The 22,591-nt window shown below is 49.6% G+C and carries 20 protein-coding genes; 3 read left to right on the top strand and 17 right to left on the bottom strand.

Annotated elements, in window-relative coordinates:
• Positions 1-73: 73 nt before the first annotated feature.
• Together A3849_RS01115 and A3849_RS01110 are read right to left on the bottom strand one after the other, a co-directional pair.
• Entirely contained in the window at positions 74-850 is a 777-nt protein-coding gene (locus tag A3849_RS01115) for an SDR family oxidoreductase (RefSeq protein WP_074109769.1), read from the bottom strand.
• Positions 851-868: 18 nt separating this feature from the next.
• A complete protein-coding gene (locus A3849_RS01110) occupies positions 869-1,870 on the bottom strand; it encodes an NADP-dependent oxidoreductase (protein ID WP_074109768.1) in 1,002 nt (333 codons plus the stop codon).
• A gap of 145 nt (positions 1,871-2,015) precedes the next feature.
• Between A3849_RS01110 and A3849_RS01105 the strand changes: the two genes are divergently transcribed.
• A complete protein-coding gene (locus A3849_RS01105; protein WP_218619198.1) occupies positions 2,016-2,606 on the top strand; it encodes a TetR/AcrR family transcriptional regulator in 591 nt (196 codons plus the stop codon).
• Positions 2,607-2,778: 172 nt separating this feature from the next.
• Here the strand turns inward: A3849_RS01105 and A3849_RS01100 are convergent, their stop codons facing one another.
• The 15 genes from A3849_RS01100 to A3849_RS01030 form a co-directional block, all read right to left on the bottom strand.
• Positions 2,779-3,381, bottom strand: a complete 603-nt coding sequence (locus tag A3849_RS01100; protein WP_074109767.1) for a hypothetical protein — start codon at positions 3,379-3,381, stop codon at positions 2,779-2,781.
• Positions 3,382-3,564: 183 nt separating this feature from the next.
• A complete protein-coding gene (locus A3849_RS01095; RefSeq protein WP_074109766.1) occupies positions 3,565-4,134 on the bottom strand; it encodes a manganese catalase family protein in 570 nt (189 codons plus the stop codon).
• Positions 4,135-4,251: 117 nt separating this feature from the next.
• Entirely contained in the window at positions 4,252-4,518 is a 267-nt protein-coding gene (locus tag A3849_RS01090; RefSeq protein ID WP_074109765.1) for a spore coat protein CotJB, read from the bottom strand.
• A 2-nt stretch (positions 4,519-4,520) separates the two neighbouring features.
• A complete protein-coding gene (locus A3849_RS01085) occupies positions 4,521-4,736 on the bottom strand; it encodes a spore coat associated protein CotJA (RefSeq protein WP_074109764.1) in 216 nt (71 codons plus the stop codon).
• 223 nt (positions 4,737-4,959) lie between these two features.
• Positions 4,960-6,897 carry an alginate lyase family protein gene (locus tag A3849_RS01080; RefSeq protein WP_074109763.1) on the bottom strand — a complete coding sequence of 646 codons (1,938 nt, stop codon included), beginning with the start codon at positions 6,895-6,897 and terminating at the stop codon, positions 4,960-4,962.
• Positions 6,897-8,288, bottom strand: a complete 1,392-nt coding sequence (locus A3849_RS01075; protein ID WP_074109762.1) for an ABC transporter substrate-binding protein — start codon at positions 8,286-8,288, stop codon at positions 6,897-6,899. The genes A3849_RS01080 and A3849_RS01075 overlap by 1 nt, the downstream gene beginning before the upstream one ends.
• A 115-nt stretch (positions 8,289-8,403) precedes the next feature.
• On the bottom strand, positions 8,404-10,032 hold the full coding sequence (locus A3849_RS01070; RefSeq protein ID WP_074109761.1) for a response regulator: 1,629 nt from the start codon (positions 10,030-10,032) through the stop codon (positions 8,404-8,406).
• 11 nt (positions 10,033-10,043) lie between these two features.
• Complete coding sequence (locus tag A3849_RS01065; protein WP_074109760.1) at positions 10,044-11,804, bottom strand: cache domain-containing sensor histidine kinase; 1,761 nt, start codon at positions 11,802-11,804, stop codon at positions 10,044-10,046.
• Between the two features lie 6 nt (positions 11,805-11,810).
• On the bottom strand, positions 11,811-12,644 hold the full coding sequence (locus A3849_RS01060) for a carbohydrate ABC transporter permease (protein ID WP_074109759.1): 834 nt from the start codon (positions 12,642-12,644) through the stop codon (positions 11,811-11,813).
• 18 nt (positions 12,645-12,662) lie between these two features.
• The gene (locus A3849_RS01055) at positions 12,663-13,547 is read right to left on the bottom strand and encodes a carbohydrate ABC transporter permease (protein WP_074109758.1); all 885 of its coding nucleotides are present in this window, start codon (positions 13,545-13,547) and stop codon (positions 12,663-12,665) included.
• Positions 13,548-13,909: 362 nt separating this feature from the next.
• Positions 13,910-15,268 carry a hemolysin family protein gene (locus tag A3849_RS01050; RefSeq protein ID WP_074109757.1) on the bottom strand — a complete coding sequence of 453 codons (1,359 nt, stop codon included), beginning with the start codon at positions 15,266-15,268 and terminating at the stop codon, positions 13,910-13,912.
• Positions 15,269-15,286: 18 nt separating this feature from the next.
• A complete protein-coding gene (gene yfkAB / locus A3849_RS01045) occupies positions 15,287-16,423 on the bottom strand; it encodes a radical SAM/CxCxxxxC motif protein YfkAB (protein WP_074109756.1) in 1,137 nt (378 codons plus the stop codon).
• Positions 16,424-16,646: 223 nt separating this feature from the next.
• Entirely contained in the window at positions 16,647-17,750 is a 1,104-nt protein-coding gene (locus A3849_RS01040; protein WP_074109755.1) for an HD-GYP domain-containing protein, read from the bottom strand.
• Between the two features lie 106 nt (positions 17,751-17,856).
• The gene (locus A3849_RS01035; RefSeq protein ID WP_074109754.1) at positions 17,857-18,684 is read right to left on the bottom strand and encodes an undecaprenyl-diphosphate phosphatase; all 828 of its coding nucleotides are present in this window, start codon (positions 18,682-18,684) and stop codon (positions 17,857-17,859) included.
• Positions 18,685-18,761: 77 nt separating this feature from the next.
• Positions 18,762-20,201, bottom strand: coding sequence for a bifunctional metallophosphatase/5'-nucleotidase (locus A3849_RS01030; RefSeq protein ID WP_074109753.1), 1,440 nt, complete (start codon positions 20,199-20,201; stop codon positions 18,762-18,764).
• 154 nt (positions 20,202-20,355) lie between these two features.
• Between A3849_RS01030 and A3849_RS01025 the strand changes: the two genes are divergently transcribed.
• Both A3849_RS01025 and A3849_RS01020 read left to right on the top strand, forming a co-directional pair.
• Positions 20,356-21,069 carry a molybdenum cofactor biosynthesis protein gene (locus A3849_RS01025; protein WP_074109752.1) on the top strand — a complete coding sequence of 238 codons (714 nt, stop codon included), beginning with the start codon at positions 20,356-20,358 and terminating at the stop codon, positions 21,067-21,069.
• An 88-nt stretch (positions 21,070-21,157) separates the two neighbouring features.
• The gene (locus A3849_RS01020; protein ID WP_074109751.1) at positions 21,158-22,198 is read left to right on the top strand and encodes an HD-GYP domain-containing protein; all 1,041 of its coding nucleotides are present in this window, start codon (positions 21,158-21,160) and stop codon (positions 22,196-22,198) included.
• Positions 22,199-22,591 lie beyond the last annotated feature (393 nt).

Raw genomic sequence — 22,591 nt, 5'->3', positions numbered from 1 at the left:
TAGTTTAGGCAAACAAGACTTTGTTAGACCTTACTTGCACTAGTATAACAATTATAGAACGATCGGTAAAGAATTATTTTGCTTTTAGAATCATTTGACCCCAGGTATGTGTGATGAAATCCGGGGCGAACTTCATGGAAAAGCGCATCACTTTGGCAAAACCTGCGTTCACCCGTATTTTGTTTTTTTCCATCCCTGTAATCCCCGCCTTAACAAGCTTCGCCAATGGCAATGAGATCATCTTATTCAGGAACCCTTCGTCATACGTATCTGTGAGATTGGTTTCGGAAATAACGGGTGGGCAAAGTTCCATCACATGAATATTTTTTCCTTTGGCACGGATTTGCTCGCGTAATGCATCACTGAACATGTGGACGCCAGCCTTCGTTGCAGAATAAGTCGGTGCGTTAGCAACTGTAATATTAGCAAGTAATGAGCTGACGTTAACAATCATGGCCTCCTGCTGTTTGGCTAACAGTGGCAATAAAGCCTTAGTGACATAGATTGTGCCGTTTAAGTTTGTGGTGATTTCTGCGGTAAGGCGCTCATAGGTGATACTTTCATCAAATAAGTCAAATTCGTGCATTATACCAGCATTATTAAAAACAATATCCAGTTTTGGATAGTGTATAGCGAGTTCTTTGGCAAGCTGCTCAACACTTGAGGGATCACTAACGTCTGCAGCCAGCCCAATGAGACCGGGATTGTTTTTCACTGCCTGGTCGATACGCTCTTGTGAACGCCCCGTAATGATCACGGTATTTCCCATCTCAAGAAAACGTTTAGCAAAAGCAAAGCCAATCCCGGATGTCCCGCCTGTCACCAATATCGTTCTATTTATTAATTTCATTGTTATCGTCTACTCTCCTTAGAATCGGATAATGACTTTTCCTTTGGGATGACCTGTAGCCACAAAATTCAGTGCTTCGTTAATATCTTCAATGTGGAATTCTGTCGGGTCCACCGCTGGGACAATCCCGTTATCTTCAATAATCTTCGTAATTTTTTTTAACTGTTCGCCGTCACTCCGTACAAAAATAAAATGATATTGAATCTTCTTTTTCTTCGCTTTGTAATCATATTTAGCCCCGGCAATGGCGAAGAGCTTTTGCTTCCAGCCTGACAAGCCGATATCTTCGGCAAAACGTTTGTTAGGACCGGTACGCAGAGAAAGAAGTCGGCCGCCTGCTTTAATAATGACAAGTTCATGATCAAATTCGCTTGGTCCCAAGGTATCCATCACATAATCTATATCACGAAGTTGTTCCCAATAGTTCTCTGTGGTGTAATCAATATATTGGTCGGCACCAGCCGCTATCGTCCGTTCACGTGCTTGCGGGCTTCCGCTAACAATGACCTTAAGCCCCATGCTTTTGGCGATAGGAATAGCCATTTGGCCAAATGAACCCGAACCTCCGGGGATAAACACGCTTTCGCCAGCTTTTGCAGCTAATTCTTCATGTAATCCTTGATAGGCAGTCAATCCTGTTAATGGCGCAGCAGCACCAGTCACAAAATCCAGATTAGCAGGTAAGTGACCGATAGCATCTGCACTAATCGCCGCGTATTCAGCAAAAGCACCGATTTTGTGTAGCGGCAGGCGTGAATAAATGGCATCACCCACTTTATATTCATAGACGTTCTTACCGACCTTCTCAATAACACCCGTCAGCTCGTTACCGAGTACCAGTGGAAACTCATAATCCTGGATCAGCTTCACGCTTCCGGTAGCGATAAGCAATTCCAAATGATTAACTGCTGCTGCCTTCACCTTGACCAAAACTTCGTGATCACTTATTTCCGGAATTGGAATATCGTTGACTTCTACTATGAACTTTTTTGAATATTTGGTGATCTGTGCTGCTTTCATAATGGATGGCCTCCTTTGCACTGAATAATAAGTAACATTTATTAGTTTTTGTAACTTACACAACAAGCATAAACCCACAGGTTACAAAAGTCAACAATTGTTACTTACTATTGTATATGCTAAAATACAGGCAGGTGGACAAACGATGATTAAGGAATTTATTGAAGAAGAAAGGGTTGGCAGCAAAATGGCTAAAATCACACAAGAGCTCATTATTGAAACAGCCGAGGCATTAATGGAGCGCACGGAAAAATCCGAAGTGACGCTCTCCCAAATTGCAGATGAATTAAGTATCACCCACGCAGCGCTCTATAAACACTTTAAGAATAAGCAAGAGCTCTGGGCAGCCGTCTCTAAGAACTGGTTCAACCGGATGATTTCAGAACAAATTCAAATTGATATGACTAATTCGGCTAATCCTAAGGAATGGCTCCATGATTGGCTCTGGGCCTTTGCGAATGCCAAAAAACGCGCCTATAACGAGAATCCCAAGATGTTCGCCCTGAATACGCAATACGTTGATAGCAATCCACTGGTATTGCGCGACGTTCTATGGGATTCCTACCAGATTATTGACGGCTTCATGGACTATCATGATCCCCACTTAGAAAGAGCAGAGGCGATTCTATCCGCATTTGCGGTATTTAGCCTCCCATCCTTCAAAGAATCCTGGAATTACCCAGACTACCAAGACAGATTCGAACGTATATGGAGTTTGATCAAACAGGGGCTTTAAACCTAAAAAACCGCTCTCTTATAGAAGAGAACGGGGAACCTCAACGCATGCACAATCTCCCGCTCCCGCAGGAACTTCAGGCTGTCCTGCTCTAATCTATATTTACAAAAATAAACACACCGGCATACAATGACGGTGTGTGTGAAGTAGTTCCTAAATGAACAATTAGATATTATTTGAAAGTGTTGGCGGCTTGCCCATCCAGCAGGATGATCAGCATAGCATTCCCTTCCGCATCATAGGCTGTTGATACCAGTTGTTTGGCTCTAAGCTCTTCCCCCGAGAGCGAATTCAACTTTATTGCAGATCCTTCCACAAGTTGCTTCGCTTCTGTATCGTAGTAATACTCCATATATTTCTCATTACTCTCAAATGCATATTTCTCTCCGTATAACTCTTTAATTTTCGCTTTCGTCATGCCGGTTTCAGCCCCCCGGGTAGTTCTATATATCCCCTGGGATTCTCTTTTCAGGGTTATGGCTACGGCCTTATCATCCCTGTAGAGCACGCTTACTCCAGACTCATATGTATACGAATTGGTAATCCCTACACTTCCGGTCCCTAGCACCTTCTCCGCATCCTTGCGTTGCATGCCGTACCTGACCCTTTCTTTGCTGTTATCTACTTTGTAGATGGCCATATCCTGCTCCGAGAACGTATCTGGCTCCATCTTGACGACCTTGGAATTGCTGGCCCCTGAACTGCTGCTGCAACCTGCCAGTACAAAAAGTAGAAGAGTTGATGTCAATAAGATATAAATCTTTTTAAAACCCAATGATTTTCCTCCTCTGGTTTATTATTCAATTATATTAACACAGCGTAAGTTAACCAACCAAGTGTCTGACTACTATCGATCTTTTCGTTGTTATCCCTAGTTTGGGACAAGAACTTTTATTCATTACAACAAAAAAGCCGCCAAAATGGCGACTTATATAGTGAGAATGAGCACCTAAACTGCTCAGAACACCTTCTTCTTATCTCTATCCTCAATAATAATCTGCACCGATTCCTTGAACCGGATCGCATGAATAATCTCACGCTCCCGCAAGAACTTCAGACTGTCCTGCAGATCCACGTCATCGGTCATGTCGATCAGCCACTGGTATGTAGCCCGGGCCTTTTCTTCGGCGGCAATGTCCTCGTAGAGATCGGCCAATGGATCACCTTTCGCCGCGATATAAGTCGTGGTGAAAGGTACGCCTGCTGCGTTGTTGTAGAACAAGGCGTGATCCCGTGTCGCATAGTTCGGGCCCAGTCCGGCGGCCTCCAGTTGATCTATGGTGGCATCCTTGGTCAGCTTATAGATCATTGTTGCGATCATCTCGAGGTGGGCAAATTCTTCGGTTGAGATATCCGTCAGCACACCTATTACTTTGTCCGGAATGGCATACCGCTGATTCATATACCGCAGCGCAGCCGCCAGTTCCCCGTCCGCTCCCCCGTACTGCTCCATTAGATAACGCGCCATCCGTACGTCGCATTTGCTGACACGTACCGGATATTGCAGCTTTTTCTCATATATCCACATTTGGGAACTATCCCTCCTCAAAGTTTTGTGAGCATATGCCTCCTTGAATCCGCTTCGTACAAAACTCACTTCGGAAGCATACGCTTGGTTTGGTCTCACTACGAAAGCACCAGCCAGCTAGACCTGCCAGGGCCAGGGTGTCTGGTTCCATTCCCATGGACATTTCGAATAGGCACGGCCGAAGTTCTGCAGCGGACCGTACAGCTCCTGGAACTGGTTCGCCAGCCGGGTACGCTCTTGGGTCAACTGGTTGAACTGCTCGATAGCTTTTAAATCCTCAAGATGAGTATCCAAATATAGATTCAGCTCCACCAATGCAAAATCGAGTACCTGCAGCTGCTCCAGCATCTCATAGTATCGCGGTTCGCAAGGACTTGCTTCCATGTCTACTTGCCTCCTTTGCTCTTGGATTCATACGGGCTGAACAGAGCAGGCCAAAGTGTACCTGCTTTTAGGGCTTCGGGCAAGGTAAACTGCGGCAAGTTAGGCGGCTGGAAATTGATAAATTGATTCGGGGGTACCACATAAGTCTTGAATGGCACCGGCGGGCAAGGATCAAACGGGCCACGGTACGGTGTCCATACGCGTTCCTGGGGATTCATACTTTTCTCCTCCTCTGTTTACTTTCAGCTTCTTACCGGAGTAAACACAGTACTTTGTAATAAATCTATGACCCACAGCCAGCCAGTAGACCAAGGAAAGTTCTTATCCGCTTAAGCCGAAACGTCCATCAGATATAGAATTACGCAAAAAAGTGTCCCAAGAACCGCTAAACGGTACCTGGGACACTTTGCCCACTGCTATCCACTTTATTTTTCACAAGCTCTATAGGTCCCTCATATTCCAATGGACCTGTTCTCCATTGACCCCGACGTCCAGTCTGTGGCTGCCGCAGATCAATGCGAGGGTCACCGTCTGCTCCGTGTGATTCAGATCCAACCGTTCAAGCCGCCACTCTTTTCCATCTGCCGGGAGCCTCAAATCTTGAGGCAGCACGACCGCCGCTATTCCCGAGCTTTCCCCGGTCACCAGCTTGGCAGCGAGGCTCATACTTTCCTGCTTGGAGCCGTAAATCTCCGATACCCAGCTTGGTATCAGATCTATCTGCGGATGCTCCGGCTGTGAGTCCTGCCCACAGGCTGCCCAACAGATCTGCATTCTAAGCGCATTGGCGGGATAATCAATCTTCACCGCCGGATAAAGCTCTTCGTTCACAGTCCCTGAGACTGCCGCATCCGGGTGAAGCTGAAAACGCTGTTCCACCTCATGTCTTCCCTCGCCTTCCAGCCAGTCGATAATCATCAGCAGAGGTACGCTTTTCCCCATCAGCAGCCACCGGCGGTGCAGCAGCGGCTGCTCCAGCCGCATATAGCCATTATGCGAAGCATCGATGAAGTCATAATCCTCATTGCTCACCCGGCGGTGAGTCTGGCATTCAGCCAAGGGCCGGCCCCATTGCTGCGTGGATACATACGGCGTCTGATCAAGTCCGTCCACCAGAACCGTATTATGTGCGGCGGTGCTTTTGAAATAATGCCTCCACTCGCCTTCTTCATAGGTGTACCTTCCGGGATCGGCGAAGATCAGCTGCCGCTTCCAGTACCATTCCAGATTAAGTGCGTCGGCATGGCCATGTGCGCCTCCCATCGGCGCCGCATCGAAGAAGAGATATTGATTCGTGTCCCTCAGCATATAGTATCCGGTCTGCGGAAAGGCCTGGCTACCCGCTTCCACCTGCATGTTCTGCTGTAATTCGGCATACCGTTTATATTTCTCAGCACCGAACAGCCACAGAAACTCAGAACTGACGGCGCCTTGAGCAATTAAATCGTCATCCTCCAGTATAGCTCCGAGAAAGGCGACCCGTTCTCTTCCGTTACTGACCCAATCCGAGTCTCCGATCGCTGTGGAGCGGTGATCCGGGCGGATCATCGCCAGCGAGAAGGAAGCCATCCGCCGCAGCTGGGTTCCATACGTTTCGGGAAAAGGGTGACCGGCAAGCTTCCCCAGCAGATAAGGCGTACCGAACATCTCGATACTGGCATCATGGTAGTGGGTGGTCAGCTCAGATTGCACCCCTTCCGGGCCAATCTGATGATGCTGACACAGCTCCAACCGCTCCATGGCGAGCTGGCGCCAATACGGTGCTCGTTCGTTGCGGTCAAGGAATTCGGCAATCATGGACAGGCCCTGCATATGCATTATGGCGTGATTGATCTCCGTCCCGCCCAGATAACGGGTCAGATACTCTGCATGCTGCTCCAGAGCGGCATGCAGCTCCCGGACAAATGCCGCATCAAGCAGCTCACTGGATTGCATATAAGCATAAGCCGAAATCCAGGATTGTACCCGCAGGCCGGTTTCCAGCAGCCGCCACGGACCGGGCAGCTGGAAGTATACCGCTTCTTCATAAGGCAGTGCCGGTGTTGGATTCTGTATGCACCATCCCCGAAAATGCTGGATATACGTCCGGACGTACTTCTCGTCCTTTGTCAGCAGATACGCCTTGCCCAAGTCGAGCATATGCCAGTGCCGGTTAATTCCCCAGATGAACTCGGGATCCTTCGAGGGATTATACAGCCAGTCGATCTGCTCCCCCATATGGATCCAGGTTGAGAGATCATTCGTATACGGAATCATCAGCTCATTCGCGCAGGCATGGTCTGCGATGAGCAGTGAAGCGTCGGCAAGCGCGGGATATGCCTCGCGGTACAGCCGGGCAGCTTGTTCCAGCTCTTTATGGGTTAAATAATAAGTACCCATTATTCGTTCGACAGCTTCCCTTGCAGATTGACTGAACTGAAGCTTGGGTCTGCCTGAATGGTTGTCAAGCCAGACTCACGGGCTTTCTTGAGCGCGTCATTGTAACGGGTGTTCAAATCCGTGACCACCTTGTCCACGTCACCGCCGGCCAGGACGAATTTGGAGAATTCCTCCGCCCACTTGGAGCCTTCTACCTGGCTCTCTGTAGCTACTGTAGGATTTGCAGGGTAGAGCGCATCGTATTTTTTCGGAAGGAAGCCTTCAATGCCCTTGATCTCCGGCTTCTTACCTTTCTCCAGCACCGCAGGGATCAAAGATACGCCATAACCATTCTCGTAATAAGCCGTCTGAAGATCCAGGCTGTAGACATACTCCATGAATTTCCAGGCTGCATCCTTATGTGCAGAGTCATTGCTGATGCCGATGTAGGAACCGCCTACAATTTGTACAGCACCCTTGATGGTTCCGTCTTCCGTTGGAGGCTGTGCAGCCGCCCAATTGATCTCTGTCGGGAACTGCTCTTTGTAGACACCCGGTTCACCAGAGTGATTAAAGTACATGCCGATCTTGCCTTGGGCAAATTGTGCGCGTAACGGGTCAATATCCAAACTTTCAACACCCGGAAGCATGCTACCGTCCTCCATCATCTGGCGCAGCGCAAGGGCCGCTCCCTTATACATGCTGAAATCATATTCACCTGTAACATAATTGAAGCCGTCCACCCCTACTGTGGTGCTGGCAGGTGCAATCGTGTTGGCTGGCCGGAAGAAGCCGCTTGAGCCCTTGAATGGACTCGCAAAACCGTAGATGCCTTTGCTTTTGCCCATTTCAGTGATTTTCTTGGCATCGGCCACCATCTCATCCAGCGTTGTTGGCGGATTCGCAATACCGGCCTCCTTGAACAGATCCTGGTTATAAATCAGCCTCCAGGTCTGTCCGGTATTCGGCAATGTATATATCTTTCCGTCGATTTCGTTCTTATGGTCAATCAAAGTCGTTTCAAAGGTCTTCTTCATCTCAGCGTTCATATAATCATTGATCGGAGTCAGGTAGCCTTTCTTGACATAGGTCTGAAAATCGTCAATTTGCAGCACATCGGGGGCCTGTTTACTGGCAAAAGCAATGTCGACAGCCTGCGGATAGTTATCGCCCATTACGCTCATTTCAACTTCAATATTATCGGTGTTCGTCTTGTTGAACTCATCCACCTTCGCCTGCATGAATTCTGCATCATGCCGGTCAGGTGTCCAGTAGACAACTTTCGTCTTTGATGATGCGGATGCTCCTGCCGAATCCGTTTTCTCATTTTTCGTACTATTCGTCGATGAACAAGCAACCAGAGCCAATGTAAGAAGAGCATTCCCTGCTATTGCCAACCATTTCTTTTGCATTTTCAATCCCCCCGGTTATTAGTTGAGGGACCTTATTGACGATCCCTTGCTAATAGGATACAAGGTGTAATATGACATGTGTGTATGGTATATCAACTAGGGTAGAGTGGGGAATTCATCTTTTCTTCGGGTTCATTTGCTCAAAATACTGCTGACGGAAGGTGGAAGGCGTAACTCCACAGTGTTTTTTGAACATCTCACTGAAATAGGGACGGTCCTCATAACCGAGCTGTGCGGAGATCAGCTGTACCTGAATTCCCTCCATCAGCCATTCCTTTGCCTTCTCAATACGCACATTGGCGATGTAGCTGGCAAGCGTCATAGACGTTTCTTTCTTGAACAGGTTGGCCAGATAGCTTGGACTGATATGCACCGCCTTGGCACAGCTGTTGACCGTCAGATTCGTATTCAAATTCTGCTCAATATACAGCTTCACTTGAGTAATGAGCTGGGAGTAATCCTTAAGTTGCCGGCTCTGCATCAGATCACAGGAGAACTCGCAGAATTCCGCCAAGGCCTGCATCCATTCCGTATAATTTTGCCGCTCCCGGCTCTGAATTTGCGATATTTTCGCCTCAAGCTCTGCATGCTGCTCATCCTTAATAAGCTCCAGCATCGTTCTGTATACGGCTGAGATCAAAGTCTGGAACAGCTGAATGAGCGCTGCCGGGTCCGGCTCTGCAGCCTGGAGAATCCACGTCAAGAATATTTCATCCAGCCGCTCACGTGTTTGCTCCTTGCTGCCGCTGCGCAGCGCATACAACAGCCCCCTTTCCTTCTCCGGAGAGTAGCGCGGAACAGGCCGCTCCAGATCAAGCCTCGCGTAGCTGTGCACGCTGGCCCCATTGCTGTAGAATCTGTACTCCAGTGCCTTCTCGGCCTCCCGGTAAGCCCTCTGCATAGCGGAAGGCTCCTGCTTGACCAGACTGATTCCCACAGATACAGGATACAGGCATAGTCCCTTCAGGGAATTCCCGCATTGCTCCCACAGCCTCTCCCCCTCTTCCACAGCCGTACTCCGGACCAGCGCTACCAGGCGATGTCCGTTCTGCTGCAACAGAACGGACGGAACGGCCGCGCTGAGCAGCGCCTCTATCTGTGATCTGTCAGCTTCCTCCCAAATGATTCTGCTGGAAAAAGCCTCAGCTCCCGACGGTTCTCTGCTAGAACGGTATTCGGCTTCCAGGACCAGCACCTGGTAGGAAGGCAGCAGGTCACCTATCCCGAATTCACTCCATTGCCCAAGCGGATTCACCCCTGCACTTTGATGCAAAAGACTGCGAAGATACTCATCGCGGAGGTGATGCTTGCTTCTAAGCACTTCCTGTTCCAGACGGAGCAGCTTGTCCGCCTTTTCCCGTTCCAGCTCTAACGATTTGCGGACCTTAAGCACACTCTGCACCACCTGTTTCCGCGTAAAAGGCTTCAGCAAATAATCAGCGGCTCCAAGACGCACCGCTTCCTGAGCATAGTCAAAATTATTGAAGCCGCTCATAAAAATCACCCGGGTCGGCAGTCCCTCTCTCACGATCTCGCGGATCATGTCGCAGCCTCCCAGTTTGGGCATGCAAATATCGGTAAGGACGATATCGGGCCGAAGCTCCCGGATCATTTGAAGACCCTTTTCACCATCTCCTGCCGTTCCTATCACTTCGATCCCATGCTCTGCCCAAGGGATCTGATAAGCCACACCGCTCACTACCATTTGGATATCATCCATTACGCACATTGTCAGAACACTCATGAACACTCCTCCTAGTGTAATGGGATTGTAATTACAACCATAGTCTCCACCTGTGGAACGCTTAAGAAGCGGAGAGAGGCCCGGTCTCCGTAATTCAGCTGCAATCTGCTGAAGATATTGTACAAGGCATAGCTGGAGTGTCCTTCGAATTGCTGCTTCACCTGGCTATTCAGCTTGTCCGCATCCATCCCGCGGCCGTTGTCCTTCACGCGCAGCTCTAGAGAGTCCCCGGCACGCAGTGCTTCAATGATAATATGACCAGGCTCGTCCATATCCTTGAAGCCGTGCAGGATCGAATTCTCGACAAGCGGCTGCAGCAGAATCTTCAGGACAGGAGCCTGGAGCAGACCAGGGTCATCCGGCACCTGAAGCGAATAAGTGAACAGATTATCATAACACTGCTGCTGCAGCAGCATATACTGCTCCGCATGATCCAGCTCTTGCCGGAGTGTTGTGATTTCATGCCCGTTGTTCAAGCCCAGCCGGAACAGCAAGGACAGGGAGACAATCATTTCTCCCACCTGCTCACTCCGTCCGCTCTCGCTTTTCCATAGAATGGTGTTCAGCGTGTTATACAGAAAATGAGGATTGATCTGGGCCTGAAGCGCTTTGATCTCGAACTTCAGCTTCTCCTCCTCCGAAATCTTGATCTCCTCAATCAGATTCTCAATCTGTGCAAGCATCCGGTTGAACCGAAGCCCAATCACGCCCACCTCATCCTCATACTTGCTCTCAAACCGTACCTCCAGATCGTTATTTTCAACCCGGAGCATCAGGTTATAGAGCTTATGAAGCGGCTTCAGCAGCAGCTTGGAGAGGAAGCTGGAGAACATCAGCGCTACAACCATGCACACGATCATGATGACGAGGATCAGCCAGCGGATTTGCCGCATAGGCCCCAGCAGATCCCCCTTGGTCTGAACACTTACCAGCATCCAGTCCTTACTCACGCCAAGCGCTGAGAAGTTGATCAGCTGTTCATCCTCCCTATTGGCATAAGTGAAGGCACCCTGGTCCTTATCACCGATATTCTTCAGAAATGGAGCATCCTTGAATTCGTCAAGCGCGGGATAGGAGGTAGGAATGACAGGGGTACCATCTCTTTTTAGCAAAAAAAGCCTAATCTGATCATCGATCAAATTCTGCTCAATCACATTGCGGATATAGTCTTCTTTATAATTCACCATCAGATACACGCCAGGCAGGCTGTAATTATTCAAGGTATTGCGCAAAGGGCGCAGAATGAGGGATACCACACGCTTCTCCCCCTGAAAGAGGGTATCCTCATGTCCTGTCACCCAGTGCACATTCCAGGAGTCGTCCTTCAGCTCCTCCTGGTAGAGCAGATTAAATCTTCCCCGGCTGATCACCGTATCCTTGGTAGCATAGAACTCCCCGACAGGTGTAACAAGCAGCGCCGATTCTACGGCCGGTTCGACCTGTCGCAGCTGTTCAAAGGGAGTCTGAAGCAGGGAAAGATTCTGGTAAAAGTGTTCCGTATTTTCGTTTCGCACATCCGACATGACCTTACCATAGGTTTCACTCATCATCATGGAATACGGGGACACGATCATATGCCGCATGCTTTCATCGAGCGCCTGCACCGATTTGTTCAGCAGGGTCTGCTTCAGCTTGAGCGAATTCTCCTCAATGACATCTGCGGCAAAATTATAAGAGAATAATCCGGTCGCGCTGATGCACAGAAAGGTAAGCAATACATATAGAATCTGAATGCGGTTCTTGAGCGACAGCTTGTAGAAGCTCCACTTCATCCTTCATCATCCTTTTACGGCACCGAGTGTAACCTGCATAAAAGATTTGTTCGCGAACAGATAGACGGCCAGGAGCGGCAAAATGGAAATGCAGGCTCCTGCCAGCATCAGCTGGGATTCGGAGGCCGCGCCAATGCCGTATCTCAGATTCGCCAGCCCCACCGGCAGCGTCTGCAGCGCAGGATTACTCAGCGTGAACACCAGCGGCAGAATATATTCATTCCATGAATTCTGGAACACACTGAGCCCCGCCACCGCAAGCGCCGGACGAAGCAAGGGGAGAATAATTCTCCAGAACACCGCTGAGGGCCTGCAGCCGTCGATCCAAGCCGCCTCATCCAGCTCGCGAGGAATATTCTTCAGAAAGCCGATCATCATAAAATAAGTCGCAGCGTGGGCACTTATTAGAATAAGAATGACGCCCCAGAGTGATTTTTGCAAGCCTAGTTGAACCATAAGATCGAATTGCGGGCGCAATACCACCGCACCGATTGAGATGAACAAGGTGCTCGCCAAGAGCCCAGTATATATCTTTTTCCCCGGAAAAGAAGCCCGGTCCACGGCATACGCCGCCATCGCGGCCACAAGCAGCGAGCCGATCGTCGTCATCGTGCTGACAAACAGGCTGTTCCAGGTAAAACGCGAGAAGTTCGCCGTCTTCCAGGCTGTCGCGTAGTTGCCAAATTCCCAGGTAGCCGGCAGCACCGTAGCACCAGTAGTCAGCTCCAGGTTCGTCTTCAGCGAGCCGAAGATCACGACAACAATGGGAAATAAGGTGATTGCGGCACTGACAAGAAGGAAGACCCACAGAATCGTTTTTCCCAGCCATTTTTGTACCATAGATTGATCCTCCCCGTCTTAAGATATGTTGCTCATTTTTTTGGAGAAATAGAAGTAAATCATCGTTACCACACCGACAATAAGCGCTGTTACAAAGCCTACCGCACTGCCATAGCCAAGCTGCTGCTGGGTCTGTACTTCCGGTGATATCGGAAACAGAAGCTTGAACAGATACAGATACATCACCTCGGTCTTGTTGTACGGCCCACCCTGGGTAAGCACCATGATACTCTCGTATCCCTTCAGGGATATGGTAATCGCGAGCATAATGATCATCTGCATGACCGGGCCCAGGAGCGGAATCGTAATACTCCACAGCTTTCGGACTTCGCCTGCGCCGTCTATGGAAGCCGCTTCATACAGATCCTCCGGTATTCCCTGAAGTCCGGCAAGGAACAGCAGCATATAGTTTCCGACAGCCCCCCAGATAGCAATCATAATCGTCGTCAGCATCGCGTATTTGGGGCCCAGCCAGCTCACCGGCTCGCCGATCACGTGATATTTGAGCAGGAACTGATTAAGCACGCCATTGTAGGAATTGAAAATGATGAAGAACACGATGGACATGACTGATGCACTGAAGACCGTAGGCAGATAATAGATACCCCGGAGCAGCGTCCTGCCTCTGATTTTCCGGTTCAAAATAAACGCAAAGATCAGCGACAGCGGAATCGTGATTACTAATTTGCCTGCGGCATAGATCCCCGTATTCCTTACCGAATTCCAGAACTCCCCATCCCTCATCAGACGGGAAAAGTTGTCCAGTCCGATATACACTGGCTCTCCATAGCCCTGATAGTTGTAAAACATATACCGGAGAGCCCAGAGAAGCGGATATACGCCCAGTACTAATGTCAGCAGCAGGCTTGGAAAAATAAACATATACGCGGTCCTTTTGCTCATCTTGCAATCCCCCTCTTTATTCCTTGAGAAAAGTATATAAGAGGGAAGAACGCTGGCGAGATAGGCGTATCAACTTTATCATGTAGGGTAATGTTACTTTGATTCGAAAATGTAAAGGGATACAAATTAATATCATCTGAATATATGTGATTAAACATAACATGAAGTTGGAGCAAGGAAGTCCAAAAACGCAAAGCAGCGATTCTCCAGTAACAGGAGAATCGCTGCTTTGCTCACTTTTTGTGGTTATAAGAATGAAGAAAGCTGTCTCAGTTATCAAAATCTTCTTAAGGACAGACCCTTACTTCCAATCAGAACATTCATGGCTTACAGGCCTATATCTGGGCTGGATCATTCGCTTGTTACAAGCCTTGCTCATCTTCCCCAGCCTCGTCGTCATCTACTGCCAACGGTGTTTCCCGGTGGATGTTGATTCTGGTGATCCGCAGACGCGTAGATTCTTCCACCTCAAAGGTGACATCACCAACGATTACCCGCTTGCCTTTGGATGGATTACCTTCCAGCTCCTTAAACAACCAGCCGCCGATCGAATCCACTTCGTCGTCTTCAATCACTACACCGGTGAGGTCGTTTACATCCTCGATCAGCATCCGGCCCTCAACAGAAATGTAATCTCCGTTGCGTTCCACACTTGGACGTTCATCCTCGAACTCGTCATGCAGGTCACCTACGATCTCTTCAAGGATTTCTTCGGCGGTGAGCAGTCCGGCTGTCCCGCCATATTCATCCACCACCAGTGTAAGCTGGGCCTTGTTCTTCTGCATAAGCCGCAGCACATGGCTGATCTCCATGGATTCCGGCACATTAAGGATAGGGCGGACCAGCGAAGCCAGATCATTCTGCTGCGCTGCCTCTGCAAACAGCAGGTCGGTGATATGAATGAAGCCGATGATCCGGTCCTTGTCCTCAAAAGCCACCGGATAGCGGGAATGCTTTGTTTCTGTAATAATCCGCATATTTTCTTCCAGAGAAAGATTGCTGTATAACACATCCATATCCGTACGCGGGAGCATGACCTCACGGGCCAGCAGGTCGGAGAATTCAAAGATGTTGTCCATCAGCTTCATCTCATCCTTATCGATGACCCCGCTTTTGGCACTTTGATTCATCAGGATACGAATTTCTTCTTCAGAGTGGGCCGCCTCCGCTTCACTGGCCGGCTCTACGCCCACCAGCCTCAGGAGCGCATTGGCCGAAGCATTCAGCACCCAGATAAACGGCATAAACACATTATAGAAGAACATCAGCGGCGCGGACAGCAGCAGCGCGGAGCCTTCTGTTTTTTGAATGGCCAGGGACTTTGGTGCCAGCTCCCCCAGCACGATATGTAAAAACGTAATGATTGAGAACCCGACAATCACAGACACTGTGGAGATCAGAGTATGATCAGTAACACCTATCTGAACCATCAGCGGCTCGACGAGCAATTCGGAAATGGCCGGTTCCCCGACCCAACCGAGCCCCAGCGAGGCCAGTGTAATCCCGAACTGGGTAGCCGACAGATAGGAGTCCAGTTTTTTGTTAACCTTCAGCGCATACCCGGCCATCTTGTTGCCTTCACTGACCAGCTGCGTAAGGCGCGACTGCCTCACCTTTACAAGCGAGAACTCTGCTGCCACAAAGATGCCGTTCAACAATACGAGCACCAGAACCAGCAAAAGATTGAGCAGCAATCTCCCTACTTCAAATTCCGTATGCACAATAACAACGCCTCATTTCTACAGAGTGATCGCTTTTCTTGTTTTGAAATCAACCTTCGGATAATACATATCAGCTACGAGAAGATTGGGACCACAGCAGCCGGCTTCATCACAGTGGCAGTTCACCTTCTGATTAAGCGGATGTTTCAATTGCCACTCGGCAAAAATATCATCCAGCTTGCCGCTGCCAATGTTACCAAAGGCGGATATATCAGCAAAATCCGTCACAAACACATCCCCTGTGAACAAATTGACATTCACCCGGTTTCTTCCGTCCGGATCATTGCGCAGGGTAACGTTTTTCTCCTCACGCAACCGGCGGAGAAGCTTCTGGTCTTCTTCCAGGAAGCTGCAGGAAAAGAAAGGAAGTGTGCCGAACAGCATCCACATTTCGGGATTGCGGTGGTCCAGCAGATCATGGATCGCTGCCCCCATTTCCTTCAGGGAGAGCACAGGCAGCTTCGATGCAAAGCTGGACGCGTACATCGGATGCACCTCATGCCGTCTTGCCCCCATATCGCCAATCAGCTTATGAATGGCCGGCAGCTTGTTATGCGTCCGGTAATTAATCATTGATTCGGCTGATATCAGCATACCGTCATTACTGAGCCGGCGGGAATTTTCCAGCATAGTGTCATAGAGACGGTAAGCTGCTTCCTTAGAAACCGGATGGCCGCTGTTCGCGAAGCCCACCTCATGGAAGTCATCTCCATTCACATAGTTGAAAGAGATATGCATGACATCCAAGTACGGCAGCAGCTGCTCATATCGGGAGTAAGGCATCGTGAGATTGGAATTGATCTGTGAACGGACACCCCGTTCACGGGCATATTTGAGCAGCGGCACGATGGTATTCTCCACAGTACTGGCGCGGAACATCGGCTCGCCGCCTGTAATACTGATCGTCTGCAGATGTTCAACCTCTTCCAGACGGTCCAGCATGTTTTTTAAAGGCAGCATTTCTCCTTCTCTGGTGGTCAGGCTGTCGCCAACCGCGCAATGCTCACAGCGCATGTTGCACAGATTGGTAACCGTCATCTCCACACTGGTCAGCACATGACGCCCATGCTGGCGGAGTGAAGTGATCGGGTCCCAGGGATCGTAGCTTGGCGACAGCTCCCGTATTGGTGATGATGATGGCTCTAATATACTCATTTTCATGGTGCTCCTTCGATGCGTATTCCTTATTATTAACCCAAATGAAGTGAAAAAGAACGGTAACTTAACCTATATCATACCACGACTTTGCAAAAAACTGCAGAAAGGGGTCCACACAAGCCGCTTATACCGTCCATCTGTAAAATAAAAAAGCGGGACGGCAACGAAGCTCCGCACTCATGCGGCCTGCCCGTTTCCTGTCCTCGCTTCGAACCGGAACTCAGGTGGTTCTCACCACAGCCCCGTCTTCATCGGTCACATCCACAATTACTACAGAAAGCTTGCTGCCTAAATTAAGCTCAAACGGAACGACCGGTTCGCCTTCAGGTCCGTTCAGCACACGCACAACCGGTCTGTGCGGCGTTGACGGGTCAATTTTGACTACGACACCGCTCTCCCCCGTGCTAAGCTTGACGGTTAATCCAAGCGGATAGATGGCCACACGGTCTCTGAACAGCTCGAGCTGCTTCTGTTCATATAGTGTTCCTGAACCTACATACAGCGCTTCTACCGCCTGATGCGGCAGCATGGCTTTCTTGTAGATCCTGTTCGAGGTCATCGCATCATACGAGTCTGCAACGCCGAGCCACTTAGCATATTCATGTATTTGCGGACCGGTCAGCCCGCGGGGATACCCCGAACCGTCAATGCGCTCATGGTGCTGCAGTGCGCAGTGCGCTGCAAGCAGCGGGATATTCGGCTCTTCCTTGAGAATCCGGTAGCCGATCTCCGTATGAGCCTGCATGTGCCGAAACTCCTCGTCGCTGAGCATGCCCGCCTTCTGCACGATTTTGACGGGAATTTGCGTTTTGCCGATATCATGCAGCAGTGCACCCAGTCCGATAACCCGCAGTTCTTCCCTGCTGTACCCGTAAGCAATACCAAGGACCAGTGTATACAGGCATACATTCAGAGAGTGGGCATACAGGTAGTTGTCGGCTGTGTGCATATCAAGGAGCATGATCATGGGATCTTCCTGCGTAGCCAAATCATCCAGAATGGAATCCATCACCTTGGAGAATTTCTTATCCAGATGATAAAAGCCTTTAGTAATGCCGGATGCTCCTGACATCTGCTGGAACTGTTTCCTGACGACCTTGAGCGCCTGATTGCGTGTCTCGTCCTGCAGCATGCCGGTAATCTCAACATCTTCCGTGAGGGAATCCTCTATATAGATATAGCCGATGTCAATCTTGGCCAGACGCTTGATTAGTGCATCAGTAAGCTCTACTCCATCCGAAAGGAGAACCAGCCCTTCATCATTATATATTTTTTTACCCAGCTTCATTCCCGCCTGAAGCCGATTCACGGATACTAGACGCACCTTGGCTCACTCCTGCCTTTAACGGTAAATTGCTATTCTGTTTCAAATCCCCAGGTGACCTCTGTGTTATACCGTTACCTTGAGCGATTAGTCATGAGCTTGTGAATTAACGCATAATAAACAGCCAGAACACAGCTGCCAGAATAAAGCGGTAGATCGCAAAGTGGGTAGGTCTGATCTTCTGGATCATTTTCATGAACGCCACCACAACCACATATGCAACCACAAATGAAATCACAAACCCGATCGCGAAATCCATAATCGTATCTTTCGTAAAATATTGATAGGAATCGAGCAGCTCATAACCTGATGCCGCACACATAATTGGGATTGCAATCAGGAACGAAAAGTCCGCTGAAGCCTTATAACTGACCCCGCTTAGCATACCGCCCGAGATGGTCGATCCGGAGCGTGAAAATCCCGGCCACAACACGGAGATAATCTGATAGAGACCAATAGCCAGCGCCTGGCCGTAAGATAAATCATCCAGCTCGTGAGCCGTGATCCGGATCTTCCGCCGGTTCACCCATTCTGCGACGATCATCAGAATCCCGCCGGCGACAAGCGCCCAGAGTACAGTGGGGGCTCCAAAGAGACTTTTAATGAAATCACGGGCTAAGAAGGCTACCGCAAGGGCCGGTACAATCCCTAGAAGAACATGGATCAGATTCAGTCTGGAAGCCGGCATGACTCCGCCTCTGCCTGAACGGTTGCGCCCGATGCCCAGCAGACTCAAAATGCGCTGGCGGTACACCAGCGCAATAGCCAATATGGCTCCGAGCTGAATGACAATCTCATACGTCTTCATAATCGGTGACTGCTCATCAAATCCGAGCAGCTTGGTTGTTAAAATCATGTGTCCCGTGGATGATACCGGGATAAATTCTGTTATTCCTTCTACAATTGCCAGAATAATTGCTGTAATAGTATCCATATAATCCTCCTGATCATAAGAAAATGAAACCTAATGCGGTTAGTGTTCCTAATACTCATACATAGTAAAGTCAGTAACTATACAGACCTATTCTCCCAGCGGAGAGACTCACTTTCTTCAAGGCTTCCCGGACGCTGCAGTTCCATCCGCAGCAAATCCCTCAGGAAATGAGGCAACAGGTACAACGGTTCTGTTCCGTTTGCAATGCTCTCATAACCCGTGCGAAACGTGAACATATCCAGTGTTCCCACTGAATATATAGCATTCTCATCCAGCGGTTCCCCGGCAACAAAAACGGCAATACCGTTATCATAAGGCATGGCCCTTGGATCGTACAGGATTTTTAATCCATCCACCGCAAGGCTTCCCAGTACCTCCCCCCGGAATCCGTAGCCGAAAATCGCCTTGGTCCGATACTCTTCTGTGAGGCTCTGCTCAAGAGCCCTGCGGATATCCTCACCCTTAAGCTGAACAACGCAGGCATTTATTGGAGAGGGGCACAGTGCATGCAGTATGCCTGCAGTAATGTTGCCCGCCGGCAGAGATTCAAGCAGTTGCCCGCTGTTGACCAGTGATACCGGTGCCCCTGTATAGCGCCTTACAGCCTGCGCCAGAAGGTTGCCGAAAGGAGATTCTCCCTGCGTATCCAGCGCAAGCTCGCGGTCGGTGATGGCTACTGTCTCGTTAAGAACCTCCCGCCCATGCTGCAGATGCAGCGCCGCCGCAGGAAGTATCACATCCTCAGTAAGCGACGGGTCTACGGGAAAACATTGACCACTTGCGAGCTCAAAAGGATGACTGGCAGACGCCCGCTCAAAAATAAGCCGTCCCACATAACGGCCGAACTTACCGGCACCGCAGACCGCAGTTCCGTTAATAATCTCCGGCGTCTCCAGCATATGATGGGTATGGCCGCCAAGAATGGCATGAACCCCCTTCAGCTGCTCGGCCAGCCGCCTATCAGCCGGAAGCCCCAGATGGGACAGAATAATCAGAAGATCTACCTGCGGAGCCAGCAGTTCACATTGTTCACGAAGCGCTATCTCCGGGTCCAGCGCCTCCCAGCCCAGCAGCGAATAAAAAGAGGCAAAAGCTGCGGTAGCTCCAGTAACCCCTATCTTGGTGCCGTCCTTCTCCAGGATCGCATGGCGCTTCATCCAGCCGGGAGGCTCTCCGGTAGAGCTCTCCAGAATGTTGCAGCATACCACCGGGCACTGGATGCCTGCATACAGGACAGATAGCATCTCCCGGGGGAAGGTCAGACCTTCATTATTGCCTATAGTTACGGCATCGTACCCAGTCAGGTTAATCATGTCGATATTCGCCTGTCCCATGGTCCCCTCAGTCTCTACGGAGAACCGGTCCATATGATCGCCGATATCCATTAACAGCACAGGCTCGTCCCCTGCTATTGCCCTAAGTTTGGCTATTTCAGCAGCAACAGGGCTCATCATTTCAAAGTGGCTATGTATATCATTGGTGTGAATTAGGGTCAACCTTTGCAACGCTCGCTCCATATGCTTCTCTTTCCTCCCACCTGTGAAGCCGTTTTATGATAAGCGGCAGGTTTGTAATCTTATAGAGCCTAGCATAACATTTTCAGGCTCAATATGGTATATTGGAAACATTATTGAAAATCCAATAACCCATACATTCCGAGGTGAATTAAACATGCATGTGACTATTCGTCTGTTCGCTGGTCTGGCCGAAATCATCGGCTCCTCGTCGCTGACCTTCCATTCCCATGAGGCTCCGCTTACTGCCGGAAGACTCAAGGAGCTGCTCTCTGCCTCCTATCCGGATGCCGCCCCGCAGATCAAAGTGTCTCTGGTTGCCATTGACCATGAGTATGCGCCGGAGGACTCTGTCATTTCCGAAACTTCCGAGGTCGCACTCATTCCTCCCGTGTCTGGAGGAGAACCGGCAGATGAGGACCTGGAAACACCGGACGGACGGTTCAGTATCACAGGCCAGCCCCTTAACGGAGAAGCTCTGCTGAATAAAGTGCTGGATACAGGTCATGGTGCCTCCCTGCTCTTCGTCGGCACAACCCGTGAAATGACCGGCACCCAGCGCACAACAGCATTGTACTATGAAGCATATGTCCCTATGGCTCTCTCCAAGCTGCAGGAAATCGGCAGGGAGGTCGAGGAGAAGTGGGATGCCTGCTGTGCCATTTCACACCGGACCGGGCTTGTAGGCCTTAAGGAAGCAAGCGTGATGATTGCCGTATCTGCCCCTCACCGTGATACCTGTTATGAGGCGAGCCGGTATACCATTGAGAAGCTGAAAGCTATAGTACCCGTATGGAAAAAAGACATTGGCGACTCTGGAGAACAGTGGCTTGGAGCGGATTCTGATGCTATGAATTACCGCACTCTGTAACCGCTTATCAATAACTTTTCCACCTATTGAATAATCTTAATTTTGTTGCTATGCTGGAAAAAATCGCTATAGTAAGGTGGCATAGTCATTGAGAGTACACGTGACGGATCTGAAACCAGGGGATTCCCTCCGGATGGATACCTTTAGCTCAAAAGGGCTGCATGTTTTGCCCAAAGGAACACAACTCCAAATAGAAGAGATCGCTAAACTGATGCAGCTTGGAGTAGATTACGTTGATATCGAATCCATTCAGGAAGATCCGGCTCCTTCCATCAGATCGTCTGTCATCGAGGCAGTATCCAGTAATTTCAACACCATGATTGACGGTTTTGAATCGGTGTATATGGAAGCGTTAACTAAGGGCAGCTTCAATCAGACAGTGGTGGATGATGTCCTTCAGCCTTCGCTGAAATCCTTGGACAAACACAAGGATGTGGTTTCCTTACTGTTACTGCTTGACCGTGAAGACAATTATACTTATAACCACTCGTTGCAGGTGGGCATGCTTTCTTATTATATAGCAACATGGCTTGGATATTCGAAGAAGGAATGCTATGAAATCGGCCGGGCCGGCTATCTCATCGATATCGGCAAATGCCGGATTTCTCCAGACATTCTGAACAAACCAGGCAAGCTGACTGCGGCAGAATTTGACGAAATCAAACTACATACGATTTACGGCTATGATATAATCCGCAATTCCATGGATGACCCCATCACCGCCCTTGTGGCACTTCAGCATCATGAGCGTGAAGACGGTAGCGGGTATCCTCATCAGTTGACCAAAGATGATATTCACCCTTATTCCCAGATCGCTGCTGTGGCCGACATTTACAGCGCCATGACCTCTCACCGGATATATCAGTCTAAACAGGAACTGATTTCGGTGCTTCGTGAGATCAACACACTCAGCTTCGGTAAGCTGAACGGGAAACCGGTACAAGCCTTTATCCAGCATCTGATGCCCAACTTCATTGGCAAACACGTGCTCCTGAACACAGGGGACATGGGTGTAATCATCATGAACAATCCGCTCGACGTTTTTCGTCCGCTCGTGCAGAGCGGAGGCAAATTTCTGGACCTGGCCCGCGAACGCAAGATTACGGTGGTAGAGATTTATATGGAATAGGGGGCGACCCCTTGCAATCGGATTTCCGGTCCCTCCCGAGCCCTCCCTTAGCTAAGGGAGGGCTCTAAGGGTCCATCCTCTGGCACCGGAAGCCTGGTGGAAGTCTGCGGCTGTTGCGGACGGAAGGAATGTTCCGCGCATCGGTCCGCCTTGAAGCTCCCTGCTTAGTTGTGCAAGGGCTGAAGCTTCAAATCTTTATTGGCGTAACTGGCCTGCCCCATTGGAAGTGTCCATTGGGACCAGGAATAATCTAATTGTGTCCTGGTTTTACAGAGTATGTGTTCAGTTATCCGGCCCGCAGTAAGCTCAGGTGGAAAAAGTGAACCTAAATTACTTCTTCCCGCTTCCCGGCAAGTTATAGTTGGAGAAAGGATACCTAATTCGGCCGATTTC

Source organism: Paenibacillus sp. P46E (genome assembly GCF_001909095.1).
Taxonomy (GTDB): domain Bacteria; phylum Bacillota; class Bacilli; order Paenibacillales; family Paenibacillaceae; genus Paenibacillus_AQ; species Paenibacillus_AQ helianthi.
The sequence above is the reverse complement of the archived record's forward strand: the minus strand, read 5'-3'. Positions and strand labels throughout refer to the sequence as shown.